Annotated in this window: 16 protein-coding genes and 1 riboswitch; of the genes, 7 read left to right on the top strand and 9 right to left on the bottom strand. The window is 58.0% G+C overall.

Annotated features, from left to right (window positions below; genetic code table 11):
• Positions 1-57: 57 nt before the first annotated feature.
• Both lexA and AC1M2H_RS25905 read right to left on the bottom strand, forming a co-directional pair.
• The gene (gene lexA, locus AC1M2H_RS25900) at positions 58-666 is read right to left on the bottom strand and encodes a transcriptional repressor LexA (protein WP_045853459.1); all 609 of its coding nucleotides are present in this window, start codon (positions 664-666) and stop codon (positions 58-60) included.
• A gap of 214 nt (positions 667-880) precedes the next feature.
• Positions 881-1,249, bottom strand: a complete 369-nt coding sequence (locus AC1M2H_RS25905; RefSeq protein ID WP_426813475.1) for a diacylglycerol kinase — start codon at positions 1,247-1,249, stop codon at positions 881-883.
• A 129-nt stretch (positions 1,250-1,378) separates the two neighbouring features.
• Between AC1M2H_RS25905 and plsB the strand changes: the two genes are divergently transcribed.
• Positions 1,379-3,802 (top strand): glycerol-3-phosphate 1-O-acyltransferase PlsB, encoded by a 2,424-nt coding sequence (gene plsB, locus AC1M2H_RS25910; protein WP_480149601.1) that lies wholly within the window; start codon positions 1,379-1,381, stop codon positions 3,800-3,802.
• 63 nt (positions 3,803-3,865) lie between these two features.
• Here plsB and ubiA read toward each other — a convergent pair whose 3' ends face one another.
• From ubiA to malK, 5 genes are all read right to left on the bottom strand, one after another.
• Positions 3,866-4,735, bottom strand: coding sequence for a 4-hydroxybenzoate octaprenyltransferase (ubiA, locus tag AC1M2H_RS25915; RefSeq protein WP_480149602.1), 870 nt, complete (start codon positions 4,733-4,735; stop codon positions 3,866-3,868).
• A gap of 12 nt (positions 4,736-4,747) precedes the next feature.
• Positions 4,748-5,245 carry a chorismate lyase gene (gene ubiC, locus AC1M2H_RS25920; RefSeq protein ID WP_480149603.1) on the bottom strand — a complete coding sequence of 166 codons (498 nt, stop codon included), beginning with the start codon at positions 5,243-5,245 and terminating at the stop codon, positions 4,748-4,750.
• Between the two features lie 186 nt (positions 5,246-5,431).
• Positions 5,432-6,370 (bottom strand): maltose operon protein MalM, encoded by a 939-nt coding sequence (malM, locus tag AC1M2H_RS25925; RefSeq protein ID WP_480149604.1) that lies wholly within the window; start codon positions 6,368-6,370, stop codon positions 5,432-5,434.
• A 109-nt stretch (positions 6,371-6,479) separates the two neighbouring features.
• Positions 6,480-7,790, bottom strand: a complete 1,311-nt coding sequence (locus tag AC1M2H_RS25930) for a maltoporin (protein WP_426813480.1) — start codon at positions 7,788-7,790, stop codon at positions 6,480-6,482.
• A 100-nt stretch (positions 7,791-7,890) separates the two neighbouring features.
• Positions 7,891-9,000 (bottom strand): maltose/maltodextrin ABC transporter ATP-binding protein MalK, encoded by a 1,110-nt coding sequence (malK, locus tag AC1M2H_RS25935; RefSeq protein WP_480149605.1) that lies wholly within the window; start codon positions 8,998-9,000, stop codon positions 7,891-7,893.
• A gap of 368 nt (positions 9,001-9,368) precedes the next feature.
• On the opposite strand from malK, the gene malE reads away from it, so the two are divergent.
• From malE to malG, 3 genes are all read left to right on the top strand, one after another.
• Positions 9,369-10,559 (top strand): maltose/maltodextrin ABC transporter substrate-binding protein MalE, encoded by a 1,191-nt coding sequence (malE, locus tag AC1M2H_RS25940; RefSeq protein ID WP_480149606.1) that lies wholly within the window; start codon positions 9,369-9,371, stop codon positions 10,557-10,559.
• Between the two features lie 120 nt (positions 10,560-10,679).
• Entirely contained in the window at positions 10,680-12,224 is a 1,545-nt protein-coding gene (gene malF / locus AC1M2H_RS25945) for a maltose ABC transporter permease MalF (protein ID WP_480149607.1), read from the top strand.
• 14 nt (positions 12,225-12,238) lie between these two features.
• Positions 12,239-13,129 carry a maltose ABC transporter permease MalG gene (gene malG / locus AC1M2H_RS25950; RefSeq protein ID WP_045853513.1) on the top strand — a complete coding sequence of 297 codons (891 nt, stop codon included), beginning with the start codon at positions 12,239-12,241 and terminating at the stop codon, positions 13,127-13,129.
• A 193-nt stretch (positions 13,130-13,322) separates the two neighbouring features.
• Here the strand turns inward: malG and psiE are convergent, their stop codons facing one another.
• Positions 13,323-13,733 carry a phosphate-starvation-inducible protein PsiE gene (psiE, locus tag AC1M2H_RS25955; protein ID WP_426815571.1) on the bottom strand — a complete coding sequence of 137 codons (411 nt, stop codon included), beginning with the start codon at positions 13,731-13,733 and terminating at the stop codon, positions 13,323-13,325.
• A 146-nt stretch (positions 13,734-13,879) separates the two neighbouring features.
• Between psiE and AC1M2H_RS25960 the strand changes: the two genes are divergently transcribed.
• Both AC1M2H_RS25960 and AC1M2H_RS25965 read left to right on the top strand, forming a co-directional pair.
• Positions 13,880-14,398 carry an N-acetyltransferase family protein gene (locus AC1M2H_RS25960; protein WP_480149608.1) on the top strand — a complete coding sequence of 173 codons (519 nt, stop codon included), beginning with the start codon at positions 13,880-13,882 and terminating at the stop codon, positions 14,396-14,398.
• The gene (locus tag AC1M2H_RS25965; RefSeq protein ID WP_480152038.1) at positions 14,398-14,856 is read left to right on the top strand and encodes an acyltransferase; all 459 of its coding nucleotides are present in this window, start codon (positions 14,398-14,400) and stop codon (positions 14,854-14,856) included. Before AC1M2H_RS25960 ends, AC1M2H_RS25965 begins: the two co-directional genes overlap by 1 nt.
• A 44-nt stretch (positions 14,857-14,900) precedes the next feature.
• On the opposite strand, the gene pgi is transcribed toward AC1M2H_RS25965, so the two are convergent.
• Positions 14,901-16,550 carry a glucose-6-phosphate isomerase gene (pgi, locus tag AC1M2H_RS25970; protein WP_480149609.1) on the bottom strand — a complete coding sequence of 550 codons (1,650 nt, stop codon included), beginning with the start codon at positions 16,548-16,550 and terminating at the stop codon, positions 14,901-14,903.
• Between the two features lie 464 nt (positions 16,551-17,014).
• A riboswitch (Lysine riboswitch) is annotated at positions 17,015-17,248 on the top strand.
• Between the two features lie 173 nt (positions 17,249-17,421).
• Here pgi and lysC point away from each other — a divergent pair.
• On the top strand, positions 17,422-18,771 hold the full coding sequence (gene lysC, locus AC1M2H_RS25975) for a lysine-sensitive aspartokinase 3 (protein ID WP_480149610.1): 1,350 nt from the start codon (positions 17,422-17,424) through the stop codon (positions 18,769-18,771).
• Positions 18,772-18,853: the final 82 nt, after the last annotated feature.

Below are 18,853 nucleotides of genomic sequence, written 5' to 3' on the forward strand. Positions count from 1 at the left end.
AGCGAGGAGAGACAGCGCAGCATCACGCATCGGACGATGCTGCGTCAGAACAGAGGGTTACAGCCACTCGCCGTTGCGGATGACGCCGACGGCCAGTCCTTCAATAGTGAAGTTTTGCTCGCGCAGGTTCACCACGATCGGTGAAAACTCGCTGTTTTCCGGCAGCAGTTCGACGACGTTACCCTGCTTTTTCAGGCGTTTAACCGTCACTTCTTCGTCGATACGCGCAACCACCACCTGTCCGTTACGCACGTCCTGCGTTTTGTGTACCGCCAGCAGATCGCCGTCCAGAATACCAATGTCTTTCATCGACATACCGCTGACGCGCAGCAGAAAGTCGGCGCTCGGCTTGAACATGGCCGGATCGACCTGGAAGTGGCCTTCGATGTGCTGCTGCGCCAGCAGCGGCTCGCCGGCGGCGACGCGGCCAATCAGCGGCAGGCCGGGCTCTTCTTCAGTCAGCAGGCGGATGCCGCGGGAAGCGCCGGAAACGATCTCGATAGCGCCTTTACGCGCCAGCGCTTTCAGGTGCTCTTCCGCCGCGTTTGGAGAACGGAACCCCAAGCGCTGAGCAATTTCCGCACGCGTCGGCGGCATGCCCGTCTGGCTGATGTGATCCCTGATGAGATCAAACACCTCTTGCTGCCTGGTCGTTAACGCTTTCATCCCGCCCCCTGGGTGTATATACAGTTATGCTGTGAGTATATACAGCTAACGGTGATTTTGGAATCAAATTTCACACAAAAATCAGGAGATTCTTTTCTTTTGCCGCCCGCTACGGCCGGTTAGCACGGAGGAAGTTGCGGCGAAGCGCTGCTGCTCCACGCGGCGCAAAAAAAGCCGCGCGGAGGGCGACCGGGCGGCCTGATGCTGCGGAGGCTTAGCGATAGTGCGCCCACAGCAGCGTCACCCAGACGATCAGCGCGATGGCGATCGCCAGAAATACCGCCGCAGAGCCCATATCCTTCGCCCGTCCGGAAAGCTCATGGTGCTCAGGGCCGATCCGGTCCACCACCGCCTCAATCGCGCTATTAAGAATTTCGACTATCATCACTAACAGGACCGAGCCTATCAAAAGCACGCGCGTAACGGCGTCAACATCCAACCAGCAGGCGATCGCAATGGCAATAACGGTGGCGATACCTTCCTGACGAAAGGCGGCCTCATTTATCCATGCCGCACGAAAACCTTTCCAGGAATACCCAGCCGCTTTAATGATTCGGGTTAACCCGGTGGTATTATTGGCCATCAAAAGAACCTTTTTATGTAAATGACGTCAATGAGTGTACGCGTTTGCCGCGTGGCAACGGAAATTTTGCGCACTTTCTGTTATTCTTGCCGCGCATTTGCATGATTAACCAGAGGCTTCACATCGTTTATGTCCGGCTGGCAACGAATTTACTATAAATTACTGAATTTACCATTACGGCTGCTGGTAAAAAGCAAGTCTATTCCCGCAGAACCTGCTCAGGAACTGGGACTGGATACCTCGCGTCCGATTATGTACGTTCTGCCCTATAACTCGAAGGCAGACCTGCTGACGCTGCGCGCGCAGTGCCTGGAGCACGATTTAGCCGATCCGCTCGAACCGCTGGAAATCGACGGCACCCAGCTGCCGCGCTACGTCTTTATCCACGGCGGCCCGCGCGTCTTTACCTACTACACGCCGAAAGAAGAGTCCATCAAGCTGTTCCACGACTACCTCGATCTGCACCGCAACCACCCTGACCTCGACGTGCAAATGGTGCCGGTTTCAGTGATGTTTGGTCGTGCGCCCGGACGCGAAAAGGGCGAGGTCAATCCGCCGCTGCGCATGCTTAACGGCATTCAGAAATTCTTCGCCGTGCTGTGGCTCGGCCGCGACAGCTTCGTGCGCTTCTCGCCGCCGGTGTCGCTACGCCGAATGGCGTCCGAACACGGCACCGATAAGACCATTGCCCAGAAGCTGGCCCGCGTGGCGCGTATGCACTTCGCCCGCCAGCGCCTGGCCGCCGTCGGCCCGCGCCTGCCGGCGCGTCAGGATCTGTTCAACAAGCTGCTGGCGTCAAAAGCCATCGCCCGCGCGGTGGAAGACGAAGCCCGCAGCAAGAAAATCTCCCATGAGAAGGCGCAGCAAAACGCCATCGCGCTGATGGAGGAGATCGCCGCCAACTTCTCCTACGAGATGATTCGCCTGACCGACCGCGTGCTGGGTTTTACCTGGAACCGCCTGTATCAGGGGATTAACGTTCATAACGCCGAGCGCGTGCGCCAGCTGGCGCATGAAGGACACGAGATCGTCTACGTTCCGTGCCACCGCAGCCATATGGACTACCTGCTGCTCTCTTACGTGCTCTACCATCAGGGGCTGGTGCCGCCGCATATCGCCGCCGGCATCAACCTCAACTTCTGGCCGGCTGGGCCGATTTTCCGCCGCGGCGGCGCGTTCTTTATTCGCCGCACGTTTAAGGGCAATAAGCTCTACTCAACGGTATTCCGCGAATATCTTGGCGAACTGTTCAGCCGCGGCTATTCGGTGGAGTACTTCGTCGAGGGCGGACGCTCCCGTACCGGACGCCTGCTGGACCCGAAAACCGGCACCCTGTCGATGACTATCCAGGCGATGCTGCGCGGCGGCACCCGCCCGATCACCCTGGTGCCTATCTACATCGGCTACGAGCACGTGATGGAAGTCGGCACCTATGCCAAAGAGCTGCGCGGCGCGACCAAAGAGAAAGAGAGCCTGCCGCAGATGCTGCGCGGCCTGAGCAAGCTGCGTAACCTCGGCCAGGGATACGTTAACTTCGGCGAGCCGCTGCCGCTGATGACCTGGCTCAACCAGCACGTGCCGGAGTGGCGCGAGTCCATCGATCCTATCGAAGCCATTCGCCCGTCCTGGCTGACGCCGGCGGTAAACAGCATCGCCGCCGATCTGATGGTGCGCATCAACAACGCCGGCGCGGCGAACGCCATGAACCTGTGCTGTACCGCTCTGCTGGCGTCGCGCCAGCGTTCGCTGACCCGCGAGCAGCTGACCCAGCAGCTGGAGTGCTATCTCGATCTGCTGCGTAACGTGCCTTACTCCCCGGATGCGACCACGCCGCCGGCTTCCGCTAGCGAGCTTATCGACCACGCGCTGAAGATGAATAAGTTCGAGGTCGAGAAAGACACCATCGGCGACATCATCATTCTGCCGCGCGAGCAGGCGGTGCTGATGACCTACTATCGCAACAACATCGCCCATATGCTGATGATGCCTTCGCTGCTGGCGGCTATCGTCACCCAGCATCGGCGGATCGCCCGCGCGGAAGCGCTGCGTCACGTCAAGATGTTCTATCCGCTGCTGAAGGCCGAGCTGTTCCTGCGCTGGGAAAAAGAGGAGCTGGCGAGCGTTATCGATGCGCTGCTGGTCGAAATGCAGCGCCAGGGGCTGATTGTTCTGAGCGATGATGAAATAAGCATCAATCCGTCCCACTCCCGCTCCCTGCAGCTGCTGGCCGCCGGCGCGCGCGAAACGCTCCAGCGCTATGCCATCACCTTCTGGCTGCTGAGCGCAAATCCGGCGATTAACCGCAGTTCGCTGGAGAAAGAGAGCCGTACGATGGCTCAGCGCCTGTCGGTTCTGCACGGCATCAACGCGCCGGAGTTCTTCGATAAGGCGGTGTTCAGTACGCTGGTGCTGACGCTGCGTGATGAAGGCTATATTAGCGATACCGGCGACGCCGAGCCGGAAGAGACGCTGAAGGTTTACCAGATGCTGGCGAACCTGATTACATCGGACGTGCGTCTGACGATTGAAAGCGCCGCGCAGGATGGAGCGTAGCGCCTGAGACTTGCCCCGGCTTGCGCGACGTAAGCCGGGGAGTCAGGACCCTGCCAGAGAAAACTACGCCATATAGCCCATCGCCAGGCCGAGGAACAGCACCAGCCCGACGTAGTTATTGTTTAAAAACGCTTTAAAGCAGTCGTCGCGTTCACGGCGGAAAATCAGCTTCTGCTGCCAGAAAAACAGCCCCGCGGCGATAAACAGCGACCAGTAATATTCCCAGCTCAGACCGTTCAGCCACCCTACCGCCGCCATCAGGACCAGCACCGCGATCTGCAGCATGCCGATAATCAGGCGATCGTTTTCGCCAAACAAAATCGCCGTCGATTTGATGCCGATTTTAAGGTCATCGTCGCGGTCAACCATCGCATACTGGGTATCGTAGGCCACCGCCCACAGAATATTGGCGAGGAACATCAGCCAGCAGCTCAGCGGCAGCGATTCGCTCACCGCGGAGAAGGCCATCGGAATCGACCAGCCAAACGCCGCGCCCAGCACTACCTGCGGCAGGTGGGTGTAGCGCTTCATGAATGGATAGACCCACGCCAGCGCCAGCGCCGCCACCGACAGCAGAATGGTCATGGTATTGAGGGTCAGCACCAGCAGGAACGAAAGCAGCACCAGCACGACAAACAGCACCCGGGCCTCTTTCTCCGTCACCTCCCCGCTCGGCAGCGGACGGCGCGCGGTACGTTTAACGTGACCGTCAAATTTGCGGTCGGCATAGTCGTTGACCACGCAGCCGGCGGCGCGCATCAGCCACACCCCGGCGACAAAGACGGCCAGAATCCACAGCGGCGGGATACCCGGCGTCGCCACCCATAGCGCCCACAGCGTCGGCCACAGCAGCAGCAGCGCGCCGATCGGTTTGTCAGTACGCATCAGGCGGTGAAACGCCAACAGCTTATTCTGCGTCAGACTCCACTCCATTTTCTCTTCCTCTTAATACAGCGGCGATGCGGGCAGAAACAGTTCTGTCAGCAGCAGCGGTTTACCGCTCAGCCGCAGGCGGGAACGACGCCCCCAGAGCTCTGCATAACGCCCAATTTCAATAAAATCACGGGTTAACGTCGAAGACGTGAACAAATAGCGGCCCAGCGGCGTCTGCCCAAGCTGCTGCAGCGCCAGTTCGGGACCGCTCAGCGTCGATTCCGGGACGATAGTGCGCCCGGCCAGCCAGGGTTCATTATCGGCGCAGAGAATGATTTCCCGCAGCCAGTAACGCGCTTCATCCGGCAGCAGCGCCTCTTCACCGACCAGCGCCTCGCGTCCGACGAACGCTTCGTTGATCAGCATAACGCTAACCTTTTTTCCCTGCTGCTCAAAGCGTTTGGTCATTGAGTCTTCCAGCAGCAGCCAGTCGCGCAGCGAGGGTTCCAGCGGGGGCATAGCGGCAAAATAGCGCAGCGCACGCAGTTGCGTAAGCGCAGGATGTGACATGCCTGATTCTCCGATACATAACGTGAAGGCATTGTATCGCAGAATAGGCCAATCGGGGCGGGCAAACATCAAGATACGATCTTCCGCGCAACAGCCATGCAACAGAAGCCGCGCGCGAGAAAAAAGGCGCGTCCAGGCGGACGCACCTAAAGGCTGTGCCTAAACATCAGCATTGTGGGGAGACGATCACCCCTTGCCTTTTACACTGCTGATAAAGGTGGAACGGGCAGATTTCGAGCCAAGGCGTTCAGCTTCGTTCATCAATTTGAGGGCTTTGTCGATATCTCCTTTCGCAACCGCCTGCTTGATGCCGTTGTTAAAGTAGGTTTCCGTATCGTCCAGCATCGGCTCGCTCTTCGCCGCCGGCGCGGCGACCGGGGCCGGAGCGGCGGCCGGCGCGCTGTATACAGGCGCGGCCGTATTGCCAACGGTGACCGGACCCGGGCCAGAGGAGCCAAACAGCGGGCCAACCAGCACGCTGGAGCCGGAAGAGGTTTTCACTTTCAGGCTCAGGGAACCTTCGGTGGTGTGTCTGGCAATCGGGTCCGGAATATCCGGTACCGCATTACCGGTACCTTTGGCGTAGGCCTTCGCCGGATCGATTAATTTGGTGGTTTGCTGCAGATCCTGCGGCGTGGTAAAGACCAGGACGTAAATCTTTTGCTGGCCCAGCGCCGGCGTCAGGCGCATCACCCCTTCGAGGCGATCCGAGCTCATCACGCCCGGCTCGAGGTAGGTAAAGTAGCTGCTGGGGAAGTACGCAGATGGCGTCATGTTCTGGTCAAGGATCAGCACGTTCGGCGCAAATACGCTGGTCTGTTTGTTGACTTCGCTGGTCAGCGTAATGGTCAGCTCACCGATATTCGCCGGGACGCTATAGGCGGCAACCGGCCCGGTGATACCGGCGATATTCAGCGACTGTCCTGCCGTCGCTAAGCTGGTGGTCTGGGTCTTCGATTGATCGACCGGCGTCCAGGTTAACTGCTGTAGCGCGGAGGCGGGGATCGTCGGTGCGGCAGAGGTATTCTGCGGCACAAAATTCACATCGGCAAAACTGACTGCGGGTACGCTGGCCAGCAGGCCGGCGGACAGGCAGAGGGCAACGAGACTTTTATTCATTTTCATTGTTATCACCTCAATTCCGATGGCCGAGCGGTAGCCAGGCAATAGCTCGCTGGGCCTAAGATAGAGAGGGGCTTGCGCCCCTCTTTTGCTTATGACAGGTCAGACTGGATTACCACCAGATTTCCATCTGGGCGCCGAAGGTCCACTCGTCGTTATCGCCACGGCTGAAGGTCTTCGCGGAAGTGTCGTTATACGCCACGCCGGAGGTGTAGCCGGCACCGGAGTCGCCGTTCGCATAGCCCCATTTCTCATCCCACTTGGCGTAGGTTGCGAATACGCGGATTGCCGGACGGGACCAGATGCTGTCGCCAGCCTGCCACTGCTGTGCCAGGGTGATTTTGTACTGGTTGTTGTTGTCGCCGGTTCTCTGCGACTCGACGTTGTCGTAGCCAACTTCCAGCAAGGTGCTCATGATCGGCGTCCATTTGTACATCGGACGTACGCCGACGGTCCACCATTTGGTGCCGTTGTTGTTGTCCAGGTTGATATCCTGGTACATACCGACGTACATCAGATCCCAGCTATCGCCCAGCGAGATCGCACCGTGGTCAAGCACGCGCCACAGGGAGCCATCGTTGTTGATGCTGCCGCCCTGCGGAACGCCTTTACCGTTGGAGGTCATCGAGTCGGTGGCGTACTGCAGCACGAACTTGTTGTAGCCTTTCAGCATGCTCTGGGTGTGTTCAGCGGTCAGCATCCAGCCGTCTTTAGACGCGTCCGGCTGCAGGTAGTAGTTATCTGGAACGTTGGTGTGACCGTAGTCGACGCCGAGCTCCAGGGTACCGCCTGGGTTGATTTCCATCTGCGCTAAACGCACGTCGAAGACGTCGTTCGGCACCAGGTTGTCATAAATACGGTTGCCCAGCGCATCGCGTTCAGCGAAGGTGGCAGAACCGCCGGACTCAGAAGAACGGGTTGCCGCCAGAGACAGCTTACCGAAGCCCAGATCGATGTTTTCGATACCAGCACCAGGACCTGAAATATCCCAGTAGTAGAAGTCGATCATGTGAACGTCATGACGCTGGTAGAAACGCTTACCGGCCCAGATGGTGGAACCTGGCAGCCAGTCGATCAGGTTTTTACCCTGCACGTTGGCTTCACGGAATGCCGGGCTGGTTGATTCCCAGTCATTCTGCTGCGATACGGAGTACGCAACGTTAGTATCGAAGTAGAAGCTCTTATCACCTTCTTTCCAGACTTCCTGGCCCAGTTTTAATTCCGCATAGGTTTCACATTCGTTACCAAGACGGTATTTACTTTGAGCACCGGTTGCCTGGAAGCACTGCTGTTCGCCACCGCTGCCGGTCCAGCCGATACCGGAACGCGCATAGCCGTGGAAATCGACGGCCATCGCCTGAGCAGACATAACGCCTGCTGCGACGGCGACCGCCAGTGGAAGTTTGCGCAGAGTAATCATCATTCTATCTCCTGAGATCATTGCTTTTCTTTGAACACTTCGCCCGTCGTGCCGCCTGCTGCTGCAGCGCTAAGGGGTTCGCGTTTTTTTTTAATGGGAAGCCTTACACGCCTGGCTCTTTATGCAACCGACGACACGCCGTGCCATCCTCACGGAATAAATGGCAACGTTCCGGCGGCAAACCGATGGCGAATGTAGCTCCCTCTTTTACCAACACCACGTCGTTCTGGCGGTAGACCAGGTTCTGACGGATGGCGGGGATCTGGATATGAATTTGCGTTTCGTGACCAAGCTGCTCAACCACCTGCACTTCCCCTTCGAGGGTCACGTCGGCAATATCGCTGGGCAGCAGATGTTCCGGGCGGATGCCTAAGGACATATTGGCGCCAACCTGAACGCGGGCGCTGTCTACCGACAGCCAGACCTGCTGGCGGTTTGGCAGCTCCACCTGAACCTGCTCAATGGCGGTTGCGGTGACTTTCACCGGCAGGAAGTTCATCTTCGGCGAGCCAATAAAGCCCGCAACGAAGCGATCGGCCGGGTAGTGATACAGCTCAAGCGGTTTCCCTACCTGCGCTACGCGACCCGCATCCAGCACCACAATCTTGTCGGCCAGAGTCATCGCTTCAACCTGATCGTGGGTCACGTAAATCATCGTGCGTCCCAGCCGCTTATGCAGGCGGGAGATTTCGATACGCATCTGCACGCGCAGCGCGGCATCGAGGTTGGAAAGCGGTTCATCCAGCAGGAATACGCGAGGCTCCGCCACCAGGGTACGACCGATTGCCACGCGCTGACGCTGGCCGCCGGAAAGCGCCTTCGGCTTACGCTCAAGCAGGTGCGCCAGCTGCAGCACCTCAGCCACCTGGGTGACGCGCTGGTTGATCACATCTTTTTTGGCGCCGGCCAGCTTCAGGCCGAAAGACATATTTTCTGCGACGGAGAGATGGGGGTAGAGCGCATAAGACTGGAAGACCATGCCGATGCCGCGTTCCGCGGGTGGGATATCGTTCATCCGCGTATCGCCGATAAACAAATCACCGCTGGTGATGGTTTCCAGCCCGGCGATCATACGCAGCAGGGTAGATTTGCCGCAGCCCGATGGCCCGACAAACACCACGAACTCCCCTTCCTGGATGTCGAGATTGATATCTTTCGATACCACCACGTCTCCCCAGGCTTTCGTTATATTCCGCAGCTGTACGCTCGCCATGCCATCTCCCTTCCTTACAACTTGTCACTTAAAGACACATTCAAGATGGGCTGACTATGCGGCATTCATTAACCTGGTGAATCCTCCACCCCCGGCTTTTTTATGGGGGAGGAGACGGGAGGATGAGAGATTTCGTCTCGCTGCCGGGGACGGCGCGCCAAAGTCAATTTCGTGACACAGGTTGCAAAAATAGCCGCCTTTTTATGTGCTCCACGCCCCAATACCGGCGTTTCTGCAAGCCAGATCACACAAACCAGGGGTGGGGCGTAGACATAGGGAGGATGGAAAGGGGTTGTTAAAAAAGGAAACTCGTCACCGTTAAGCCACCTAAGTGTATCCACAAGCACGTCACCAAAAAGGACTGGTATATGAAAATCAAAACCGGCGCCCGCATCCTCGCGCTGTCCGCATTGACCACGATGATGTTTTCCGCCTCTGCCCTCGCCAAAATTGAAGAAGGTAAGCTGGTTATTTGGATCAACGGCGACAAGGGCTATAACGGCCTCGCTGAAGTGGGCAAAAAATTTGAAAAAGACACCGGGATTAAGGTCTCCATCGAACACCCGGATAAGCTGGAAGAGAAATTCCCGCAGGTTGCGGCAACCGGCGATGGCCCGGATATCATCTTCTGGGCACACGACCGCTTCGGCGGCTACGCGCAGTCCGGCCTGCTGGCCGAAATCTCCCCGGACAAGGCTTTCCAGGACAAACTCTATCCGTTCACCTGGGACGCGGTGCGCTATAACGGCAAGCTGATCGCTTACCCGATCGCGGTTGAAGCGCTGTCGCTGATTTACAACAAAGACCTGGTGCCAAATCCGCCGAAAACCTGGGAAGAGATCCCGGCGCTGGATAAAACGCTGAAGGCGAAAGGCAAGAGCGCGCTGATGTTCAACCTGCAGGAACCGTACTTCACCTGGCCGCTGATCGCCGCCGACGGTGGCTATGCGTTCAAGCTCGAAAACGGCAAATATGATGTCAAAGATGTCGGCGTGGACAGCGCGGGCGCGAAAGCGGGTCTGACCTTCCTGATCGATCTGATCAAGAACAAACACATGAATGCTGATACCGATTACTCCATCGCTGAAGCGGCGTTCAACAAAGGCGATACCGCGATGACCATCAATGGTCCGTGGGCGTGGGCGAATATCGATAAGAGCAAAATCAACTACGGCGTGACGCTGCTGCCAACCTTCAAGGGCAAAGCGTCGAAACCGTTCGTCGGCGTACTGAGCGCCGGTATCAACGCCGCCAGCCCGAACAAAGAGCTGGCGAAAGAGTTCCTCGAAAACTATCTGCTGACCGATCAGGGTCTGGACGAAGTGAACAAGGATAAACCGCTGGGCGCCGTTGCGCTGAAATCCTTCCAGGAGAAACTGGAAAAAGATCCGCGTATCGCCGCCACCATGGCGAACGCCCAGAAAGGCGAAATCATGCCGAACGTACCGGAGATGTCCGCCTTCTGGTATGCCGTACGCACCGCGGTTATCAACGCAGCTAGCGGTCGTCAGACCGTCGACGCCGCGCTGAAAGACGCACAGGCTCGTATCACTAAGTAACCCTGCTAGTCCCCTCTCCCTTCTCGGGAGCGGGTCGGAGTCCGGGCCAGCCAGGCCCCGTTCCGACCCGCTGTCCTGAGGGGAGAGGGAGAACAAAATACGTTGTAGAGGATGATCCCCATGGATGTCGTTAAAAAGAAACACTGGTGGCAAAGCCCGCAGCTGACATGGTCTGTGATTGGCTTGCTGTGCCTGCTGGTGGGTTACCTTGTTGTTTTGATGTACGCCCAGGGAGAGTACCTGTTTGCCATCCTGACGCTGATTTTAAGCTCGGCTGGCCTGTATATCTTTTCTAACCGCAAGGCCTATGCCTGGCGCTATGTCTATCCGGGTCTTGCCGGGATGGGGCTGTTCGTCCTGTTCCCGCTGATCTGCACCATCGCTATCGCCTTTACCAACTACAGCAGCACCAACCAGCTGACCTTCGAGCGTGCGCAGCAGGTTCTGATGGACCGCTCCTTCCAGGCCGGCAAAGCCTATAACTTCTCGCTGTATCCGGCGGGAGATGAGTGGAAGCTGGCGCTGACCGACGGCGACAGCGGCAAAAATTACGTTTCCGACGCGTTTAAGCTCGGCGGCGTGCAGAAGCTGGCCCTGAAAGACGCCGATGCTCAGCCGGAAGGCGAGCGTGCCAACCTGCGCGTGATTACCCAAAACCGTACCGCGCTGAACCAGCTGACCGCCGTCCTGCCTGACGACAGCAAGGTCATCATGAGTTCACTGCGTCAGTTCTCCGGCACCCAGCCGCTGTATACCCTGGCGGGAGACGGCGAGCTAACCAACAACCAGAGCGGCGTCAAATACCGGCCAAATAATAAAGCCGGCTTCTATCAATCAATCAATGCCGACGGCAGCTGGAGCGGCGAGAAGCTCAGCCCGGGCTACACCGTCAGCATCGGCTGGGATAACTTCACCCGCGTCTTTACCGATGAAGGTATCCAGAAACCGTTCTTCGCCATCTTCGTCTGGACGGTGGTCTTCTCGATCCTGACCGTGATCCTGACCGTGGCGGTCGGTATGGTCCTCGCCTGCCTCGTACAGTGGGAGTCCCTGAAAGGGAAAGCAATTTACCGCGTCCTGCTGATTCTGCCCTACGCCGTACCGTCGTTTATCTCGATTCTGATTTTCAAAGGGCTGTTCAATCAGAGCTTCGGTGAGATCAACATGATGCTCAGCGCGCTGTTCGGCATTAAGCCGGCCTGGTTTAGCGACCCGACCACCTCGCGTTCGATGATTGTGATCGTCAACACCTGGCTGGGCTACCCGTACATGATGATTCTGTGCATGGGCCTGCTGAAAGCGATCCCTGACGACCTGTACGAGGCCTCGGCAATGGACGGCGCCGGTCCCTTCCAGAACTTCTTTAAAATTACGCTGCCGCTGCTGATCAAGCCGCTTACGCCGCTGATGATCGCCAGCTTCGCCTTTAACTTTAACAACTTCGTGCTGATTCAGCTGTTAACCAACGGCGGTCCGGACCGTCTCGGCACCACCACGCCGGCGGGCTATACCGACCTGCTGGTGAGCTACACCTACCGTATCGCCTTCGAAGGCGGCGGCGGCCAGGACTTCGGTCTGGCGGCCGCGATTGCCACCCTGATCTTCCTGCTGGTAGGCGTGCTGGCGATTATTAACCTGAAAGCTACACGAATGAAATTTGATTAAGGAGGGCTCTGAACATGGCTATGGTACAACCCAAATCTCAGAAGCTGCGTCTGCTCACCACGCACCTCCTGCTGCTCATTTTTATCGCGGCGATTATGTTCCCGCTGCTGATGGTTATCGCCATCTCTCTGCGCGAAGGTAACTTCGCCACCGGCAGCCTGATCCCGGACCAGATCTCCTGGGAGCACTGGCGGCTGGCGCTGGGCTTCAGCGTCGAACACGCTGACGGCCGCGTCACCCCGCCGCCGTTCCCGGTGCTGCTGTGGCTGTGGAACTCGGTGAAGGTCGCCGGGATCACCGCCATCGGCATCGTGGCGCTCTCCACCACCTGCGCCTACGCCTTCGCCCGCATGCGCTTCCCGGGCAAGGCCACCCTGCTGAAAGGGATGCTGATTTTCCAGATGTTCCCGGCGGTGCTGTCGCTGGTTGCCCTGTACGCCCTGTTTGACCGCCTCGGCCAGTATCTGCCGTTTGTCGGCCTGAACACCCACGGCGGCGTTATCTTCGCCTATATGGGCGGCATCGCGCTGCACGTCTGGACCATTAAAGGCTACTTCGAAACCATCGACGGTTCGCTGGAAGAAGCGGCGGCGCTGGACGGCGCGACGCCGTGGCAGGCCTTCCGTCTGGTGCTGCTGCCGCTGTCGGTGCCGATTCTGGCGGTGGTCTTTATTCTGTCGTTTATCGCCGCGATTACCGAAGTCCCGGTTGCGTCCCTGCTGCTGCGCGATGTGAACAGCTATACCCTGGCGGTTGGCATGCAGCAGTACCTCAACCCGCAGAACTACCTGTGGGGCGACTTTGCCGCGGCGGCGGTGCTCTCCGCCATCCCGATTACCGTGGTCTTCCTGCTGGCGCAGCGCTGGCTGGTGAACGGCCTGACGGCGGGGGGAGTGAAAGGTTAAGTTTCATTGTTATACCCGCCCCAAATTTCAGAGGAGGGATGGTGGCTCAGTTGCTGTACACGAACCCCAACCGGGTACGGCAGCCGCCTCCCTCAGCTGAAAAAGTAGGGCAAATGCCACTGCTATCCTCAACTGGACCCTACATAAATTAAATTTGTGACTGTTGGTCAGCGGTCCTGGAGGCCGCTTTTTTTTATTCGCGCTTCAGGCGATTGGAGTTACACAGCCACAGCGTAATCACCAGCAGCAGGATCGCCGCGGAGTAGATCAGCACCGCCATCGGCGAGTCATGGTCGACGATAATCAGGCGCACAATCGCGGTAATACCGATGTAGACGAAATAGCGCAGCGGGAAATGAAAGCCCGACTCAAAGTACTTCACAATCAGCGCGATAAACTCGAAATAGAGAAAATATACCACCAGCCCTTCCACCAGCTTGTACTTGCTGACCGGCTCCGGAGTAAACAGCACGTGCGCCAGATGGAAGGTCTCCTTGCCGAGAAAGACCACCAGAATCACGCCCAGGCACAGCAGCGCCAGGTTCAGAACGGCCTGCATGGCCGTCGCAATAAAATTCACCAGCGGACGATAGACCGACGGCATACTCACACCTCTTATATTCATTATTCCTGCCGATCTGTATAACGCAAAAACGTGATCCAGATCGATATTATTCGTTAACTTTTTGCGTCCGTTGCGCCAAATGTAACAATCACTTGCCATACTGGCGGGTTAAAAAGGAGACAGCCATGCTGACAATACGTACAGCGCAGCGGGAGGACGCGGCCCTGCTCGGCGAAATGGGTAACGCCAGCTATCGCCACCACTTCACCCACCTCTGGCGCAGCGCCAGCGAGCTGGAGCTCTTTCTCCAGCAGGAGTACGCCACCGAAGCCCTACAGCGCAGCCTCGCCGGGACAAACTGCCGCTGGCTGATTGCCGAAGCGCAGCGCCCGGTAGGATTCGCCAAATACACATATCGTCAGCGGATTGAGCCCGACGGCCCGCAGGGTACGCTGCTGCATAAGCTCTACCTGCTGCCCGGCGAAACGGGGCATCGCTACGGCGAACGGCTTTTTAGCGCCGTCGAAGCGCGGGCCAAAGATGAGGGCGAACGCTGGCTGTGGCTGGAAGTGCTGGCCGCGAATAGCGGCGCCCGGCGCTTCTATGAGCGCCAGGGCATGCGGCATATTAAAGACACCGTTTTCCGCTCCGCCACCCAGCAAAGCACCCTGCATATTCTGGCTAAACGGATCGGAGAGGAATGATGCACACTCTGCGTGATACCGGCGTTCGCAACGTCGAAAGCGGCGAAAATGTGGTGATCTACCAGCCCGCTAACCTGTATAACTGCCGCCTCGGCGATAACGTCTTCGTCGGGCCGTTCGTCGAGATTCAGGGCAATACGTCGGTCGGCGCGGATACCAAAATCCAGTCGCATACCTTTATCTGCGAGTACGTCACCCTCGGCGAGCGCTGTTTTATCGGCCACGGCGTGATGTTTGCCAACGACATGTTCCGCGACGGTAAGCCCAACGCCGACCGCGAGAGCTGGGGACGAATTGTGATTGGCAACGACGTCTCTATCGGCAGCGGAGCAACCATTCTGGCGGTCAGCATCTGCGACGGCGCGGTAATTGGCGCGGGCAGCGTGGTCACCCGCTCAATTAGCGAGAAAGGCGTGTGGGCGGGGAATCCGGCGAAATTATTGCGCCGTCTGCCATAAAAAATGCCGGCCCTGAGGCCGGCATTGAAGCTGATTAACGCTGATTACGCGCGCCAGGATTTATAGCGGTTAATCAGGCCGTTGGTCGAGCTATCGTGGCTGCTGACGTCAGCGCCATCTTTCAGCTCCGGCAGAATACGGTTAGCCAGCTGTTTACCCAGCTCAACGCCCCACTGGTCGAAAGTGAAGATGTTGAGGATCGCGCCCTGGGTGAAGATCTTATGCTCATACAGCGCGATCAGCGCGCCGAGGCTGAACGGGGTGATTTCACGCAGCAGGATCGAGTTAGTCGGGCGGTTGCCTTCGAAGACTTTGAACGGCACCACGTGATCCAGGGTTGCCGGATCTTTACCCTGATCGCGATACTCCTGCTCAACCACGTCGCGAGATTTGCCGAACGCCAGCGCTTCGGTCTGCGCGAAGAAGTTGGACAGCAGCTTCGGATGGTGGTCAGAGAGCGGGTTGTGCGTGACCGCCGGCGCGATGAAATCGCACGGCACCATTTTGGTTCCCTGGTGGATCAGCTGGTAGAACGCATGCTGGCCGTTGGTACCCGGCTCACCCCAGATAATCGGGCCGGTCTGGTAGTCCACGGCGTTGCCGCTGCGGTCAACGTATTTGCCGTTAGATTCCATGTTGCCCTGCTGGAAGTAGGCAGCAAAGCGGTGCATATACTGGTCGTACGGCAGAATCGCTTCGGTTTCTGCGCCGAAGAAGTTGTTGTACCAGATACCGATCAGCGCCAGCAGCACCGGCAGGTTTTGCTCGGCCGGCGTGGTGGAGAAGTGTTTATCCATCGCGTGCGCGCCGGACAGCAGCCCAACGAAGTTGTCAAAGCCCACGGAGAGGATGATCGACAGGCCGATCGCCGACCACAGGGAGTAGCGGCCGCCAACCCAGTCCCAGAATTCAAACATGTTGGCGGTGTCGATACCAAACTCGCCCACCGCTTTACCGTTGGTGGAGAGCGCCGCGAAGTGTTTCGCCACGTGTTTGTCATCGCCGGCCGTCGCCAGGAACCAGTCGCGCGCGCTGTGGGCGTTGGTCATCGTTTCCTGGGTGGTGAAGGTTTTTGATGCCACCAGGAACAGCGTCGTTTCCGGATTCACGCCTTTCAGCACTTCCGCAATGTGGGTGCCGTCGACGTTGGAAACAAAGTGCATATTGAGGTGGTTTTTGTACGGGCGCAGCGCTTCGGTCACCATAAACGGACCGAGGTCGGAGCCGCCGATACCGATGTTAACCACGTCGGTAATCGCCTTGCCGGTATAGCCTTTCCAGCTGCCGGAGATGATCGCTTCAGAGAAGGCTTTCATCTTCTCCAGCACCGCGTTGACTTCCGGCATCACATCTTTGCCGTCAACGATGATCGGGGTATTGCTCCGGTTGCGCAGCGCGACGTGCAGCACGGCACGATCTTCGGTACGGTTGATTTTCTCGCCGGAGAACATCGATTTGATGGCGTCGGCCAGCTCGGTCTCTTTGGCCAGATCCTGCAGTTTCGCCAGCGTCTCTTCGGTAATGCGGTTTTTGGAGAAATCCACCAGCATCAGATCGTCGAAGGTTGCGGAAAACTTAGTAAAACGATCGCTATCTTTAGCGAAAAGCTCGCTGATAGTGACGTCTTTCATTTCATCAAAGTGTTTCTGTAGCGCCTGCCAGGCAGATGTCTGCGTTGGGTTGATGTTTTTCATGAGCAATACTCTTCTGATTTGAGAATTGTGACTGCGGTCGATTGTAGCGCCGGAGGCAAAAAATTGTGATGATTTTTGTGTTATGCCGTTGACGCGCGTCAGGAACAGGGTCAGATCAGGGTAAAAAACCACTACCAGTATAGACATAAACTCGGGCAAAGCGCCCCGAGGCAGTGCGCGGGGGATCGTCCGCGGACGTCGGGCAGAGCGGCAGACTCCCGGCCACCGGGCGGCGGCCCGCCGGAGAGCGGCCGGCCTCATCATAAGGCTTTTTGCTGTTAATGGCCTGCGTATGAAAAATCCGCATAACCGCAGCGTTGACATACCCCCTCCGAAGCCTTTATATAGCTGCACTGCCTGCGTATTACCAGGTATGTATTGCTCGCGCATTTCACGCTACAGCGAAAGGGTATGGCAGGGGCTATCATGACCAGCGCCCCCAGGCAAAGTGAAAGACGTCGGTAATTGCCAGAAGAGGTGCGTTGCCCAGGTAACCGTATTGGAGGAACCAGTCCGGGGAAAATACGTGAGGGGGAGCAACGCCGAGGTGAAAGAGCGTCCTGGTACGTTCATCACCGGCCACAGGGGCTGAATCCCCTGGGTTGTCACCAGAAACGTTCGCAGTCGGGCGTTTCATACTCAGGAACTGACGCAAAAGGTCGGGGAACGGGTCTACAAGGTGGAGCACTTCTGGGTGACATCGTAGCTGTTTATCTCTCTGCGCCCACCCTGTTTTTCGCTCTTCCCTTGTGCCATGGCTGAATAATTTGGCCTGGCTTATTAAGACATTTTATGACTGTTAGGTTGTTTCCAGCCCAAAGCCAATCAGGAATCGTTTTAATAAGTCAGGCCCCCCTGACACGAGGTTGTTATGACAGATTTAGTTGTAGCCAAATTCGGCGGCACCAGCGTTGCCGATTTCGATGCCATGAATCGCAGCGTTGACGTTGCGCTGATTGATGAAAACACTCGCGTGGTGGTGCTGTCCGCCTCTGCGGGGGTCACCAATCTTCTGGTTGCCTTAGCCGACGGGCTGGAACCCACCGAGCGTTTCGATAAGCTTGAAGCGCTGCGCCAGATTCAGTTCAATATTCTCGAACGCCTGCGCTATCCCAACGTGATTCGCGAAGAGATCGAGCGCCTGCTGGAGAACATCACCACCCTGGCGGAAGCCGCGGCGCTGGCAAGCTCGACGGCGCTGACCGATGAGCTGGTCAGCCACGGCGAACTGATGTCCACCCTGCTGTTTGTCGAAATTCTGCGCGAGCGCGGCATCGCCGCCCAGTGGTTTGACGTGCGTAAAGTGATGCGCACCAACGATCGCTTCGGCCGCGCCGAGCCCGATATCGCCGCCCTGGCGGAGCTCACCCAGCTGCAGCTGACGCCGCGCCTTGCCGAAGGACTGGTGGTCACCCAGGGCTTTATCGGCAGCGAAGCGAAAGGCCGCACCACCACCCTCGGCCGCGGCGGCAGCGACTATACCGCCGCCCTGCTGGGCGAGGCCCTCAACGCCAGCCGCGTCGATATCTGGACCGACGTCCCGGGGATCTACACCACCGACCCGCGCGTTGCCCCGGCGGCAAAACGCATCGACGTTATCGCCTTTGCCGAAGCCGCCGAAATGGCCACCTTCGGCGCCAAGGTGCTGCATCCGGCCACGCTGCTTCCCGCGGTGCGTAGCGATATCCCGGTCTTCGTCGGCTCCAGCAAAGAGCCGAAAGCCGGCGGCACGCTGGTGTGCAATAAAACCGAACACCCGCCGCTGTTCCGCGCGCTGGCGCTGCGCCGTCGCCAGACGCTGCTGACCCTCCACAGCCTGAATATGCTGCACTCTCGCGGCTTCCTGGCCGAAGTGTTCGGCATTCTGGCGCGCCACAATATCTCCGTGGATCTGATCACCACGTCGGAAGTCAGCATTGCCCTGACCATGGACACTACCGGTTCAACCTCCGCCACCGATACCCTGCTCACCCAGGCGCTGCTCACCGAGCTCTCCTCCCTGTGCCGCGTAGAAGTGGAGCAGGATCTGGCGCTGGTCGCGCTGATCGGCAACGAGCTCTCAAAAGCCTGCGGCGTCGGCAAAGAGGTCTTCGGCGTACTGGAGCCGTTCAACATTCGCATGATCTGCTACGGCGCATCCAGCCATAACCTCTGTTTCCTGGTGCCGGGCGCCGACGCGGAGAAGGTTGTGCAGAAGCTGCATCATAATTTGTTTGAATAATATTTCTTCACGCGATAAATATTACCTATAGCCGGGCTCGAACCCGGCTTTTTTATAACTATATCAACACAACCTACTCGCA

This window comes from Klebsiella sp. F11 (assembly GCF_056712265.1).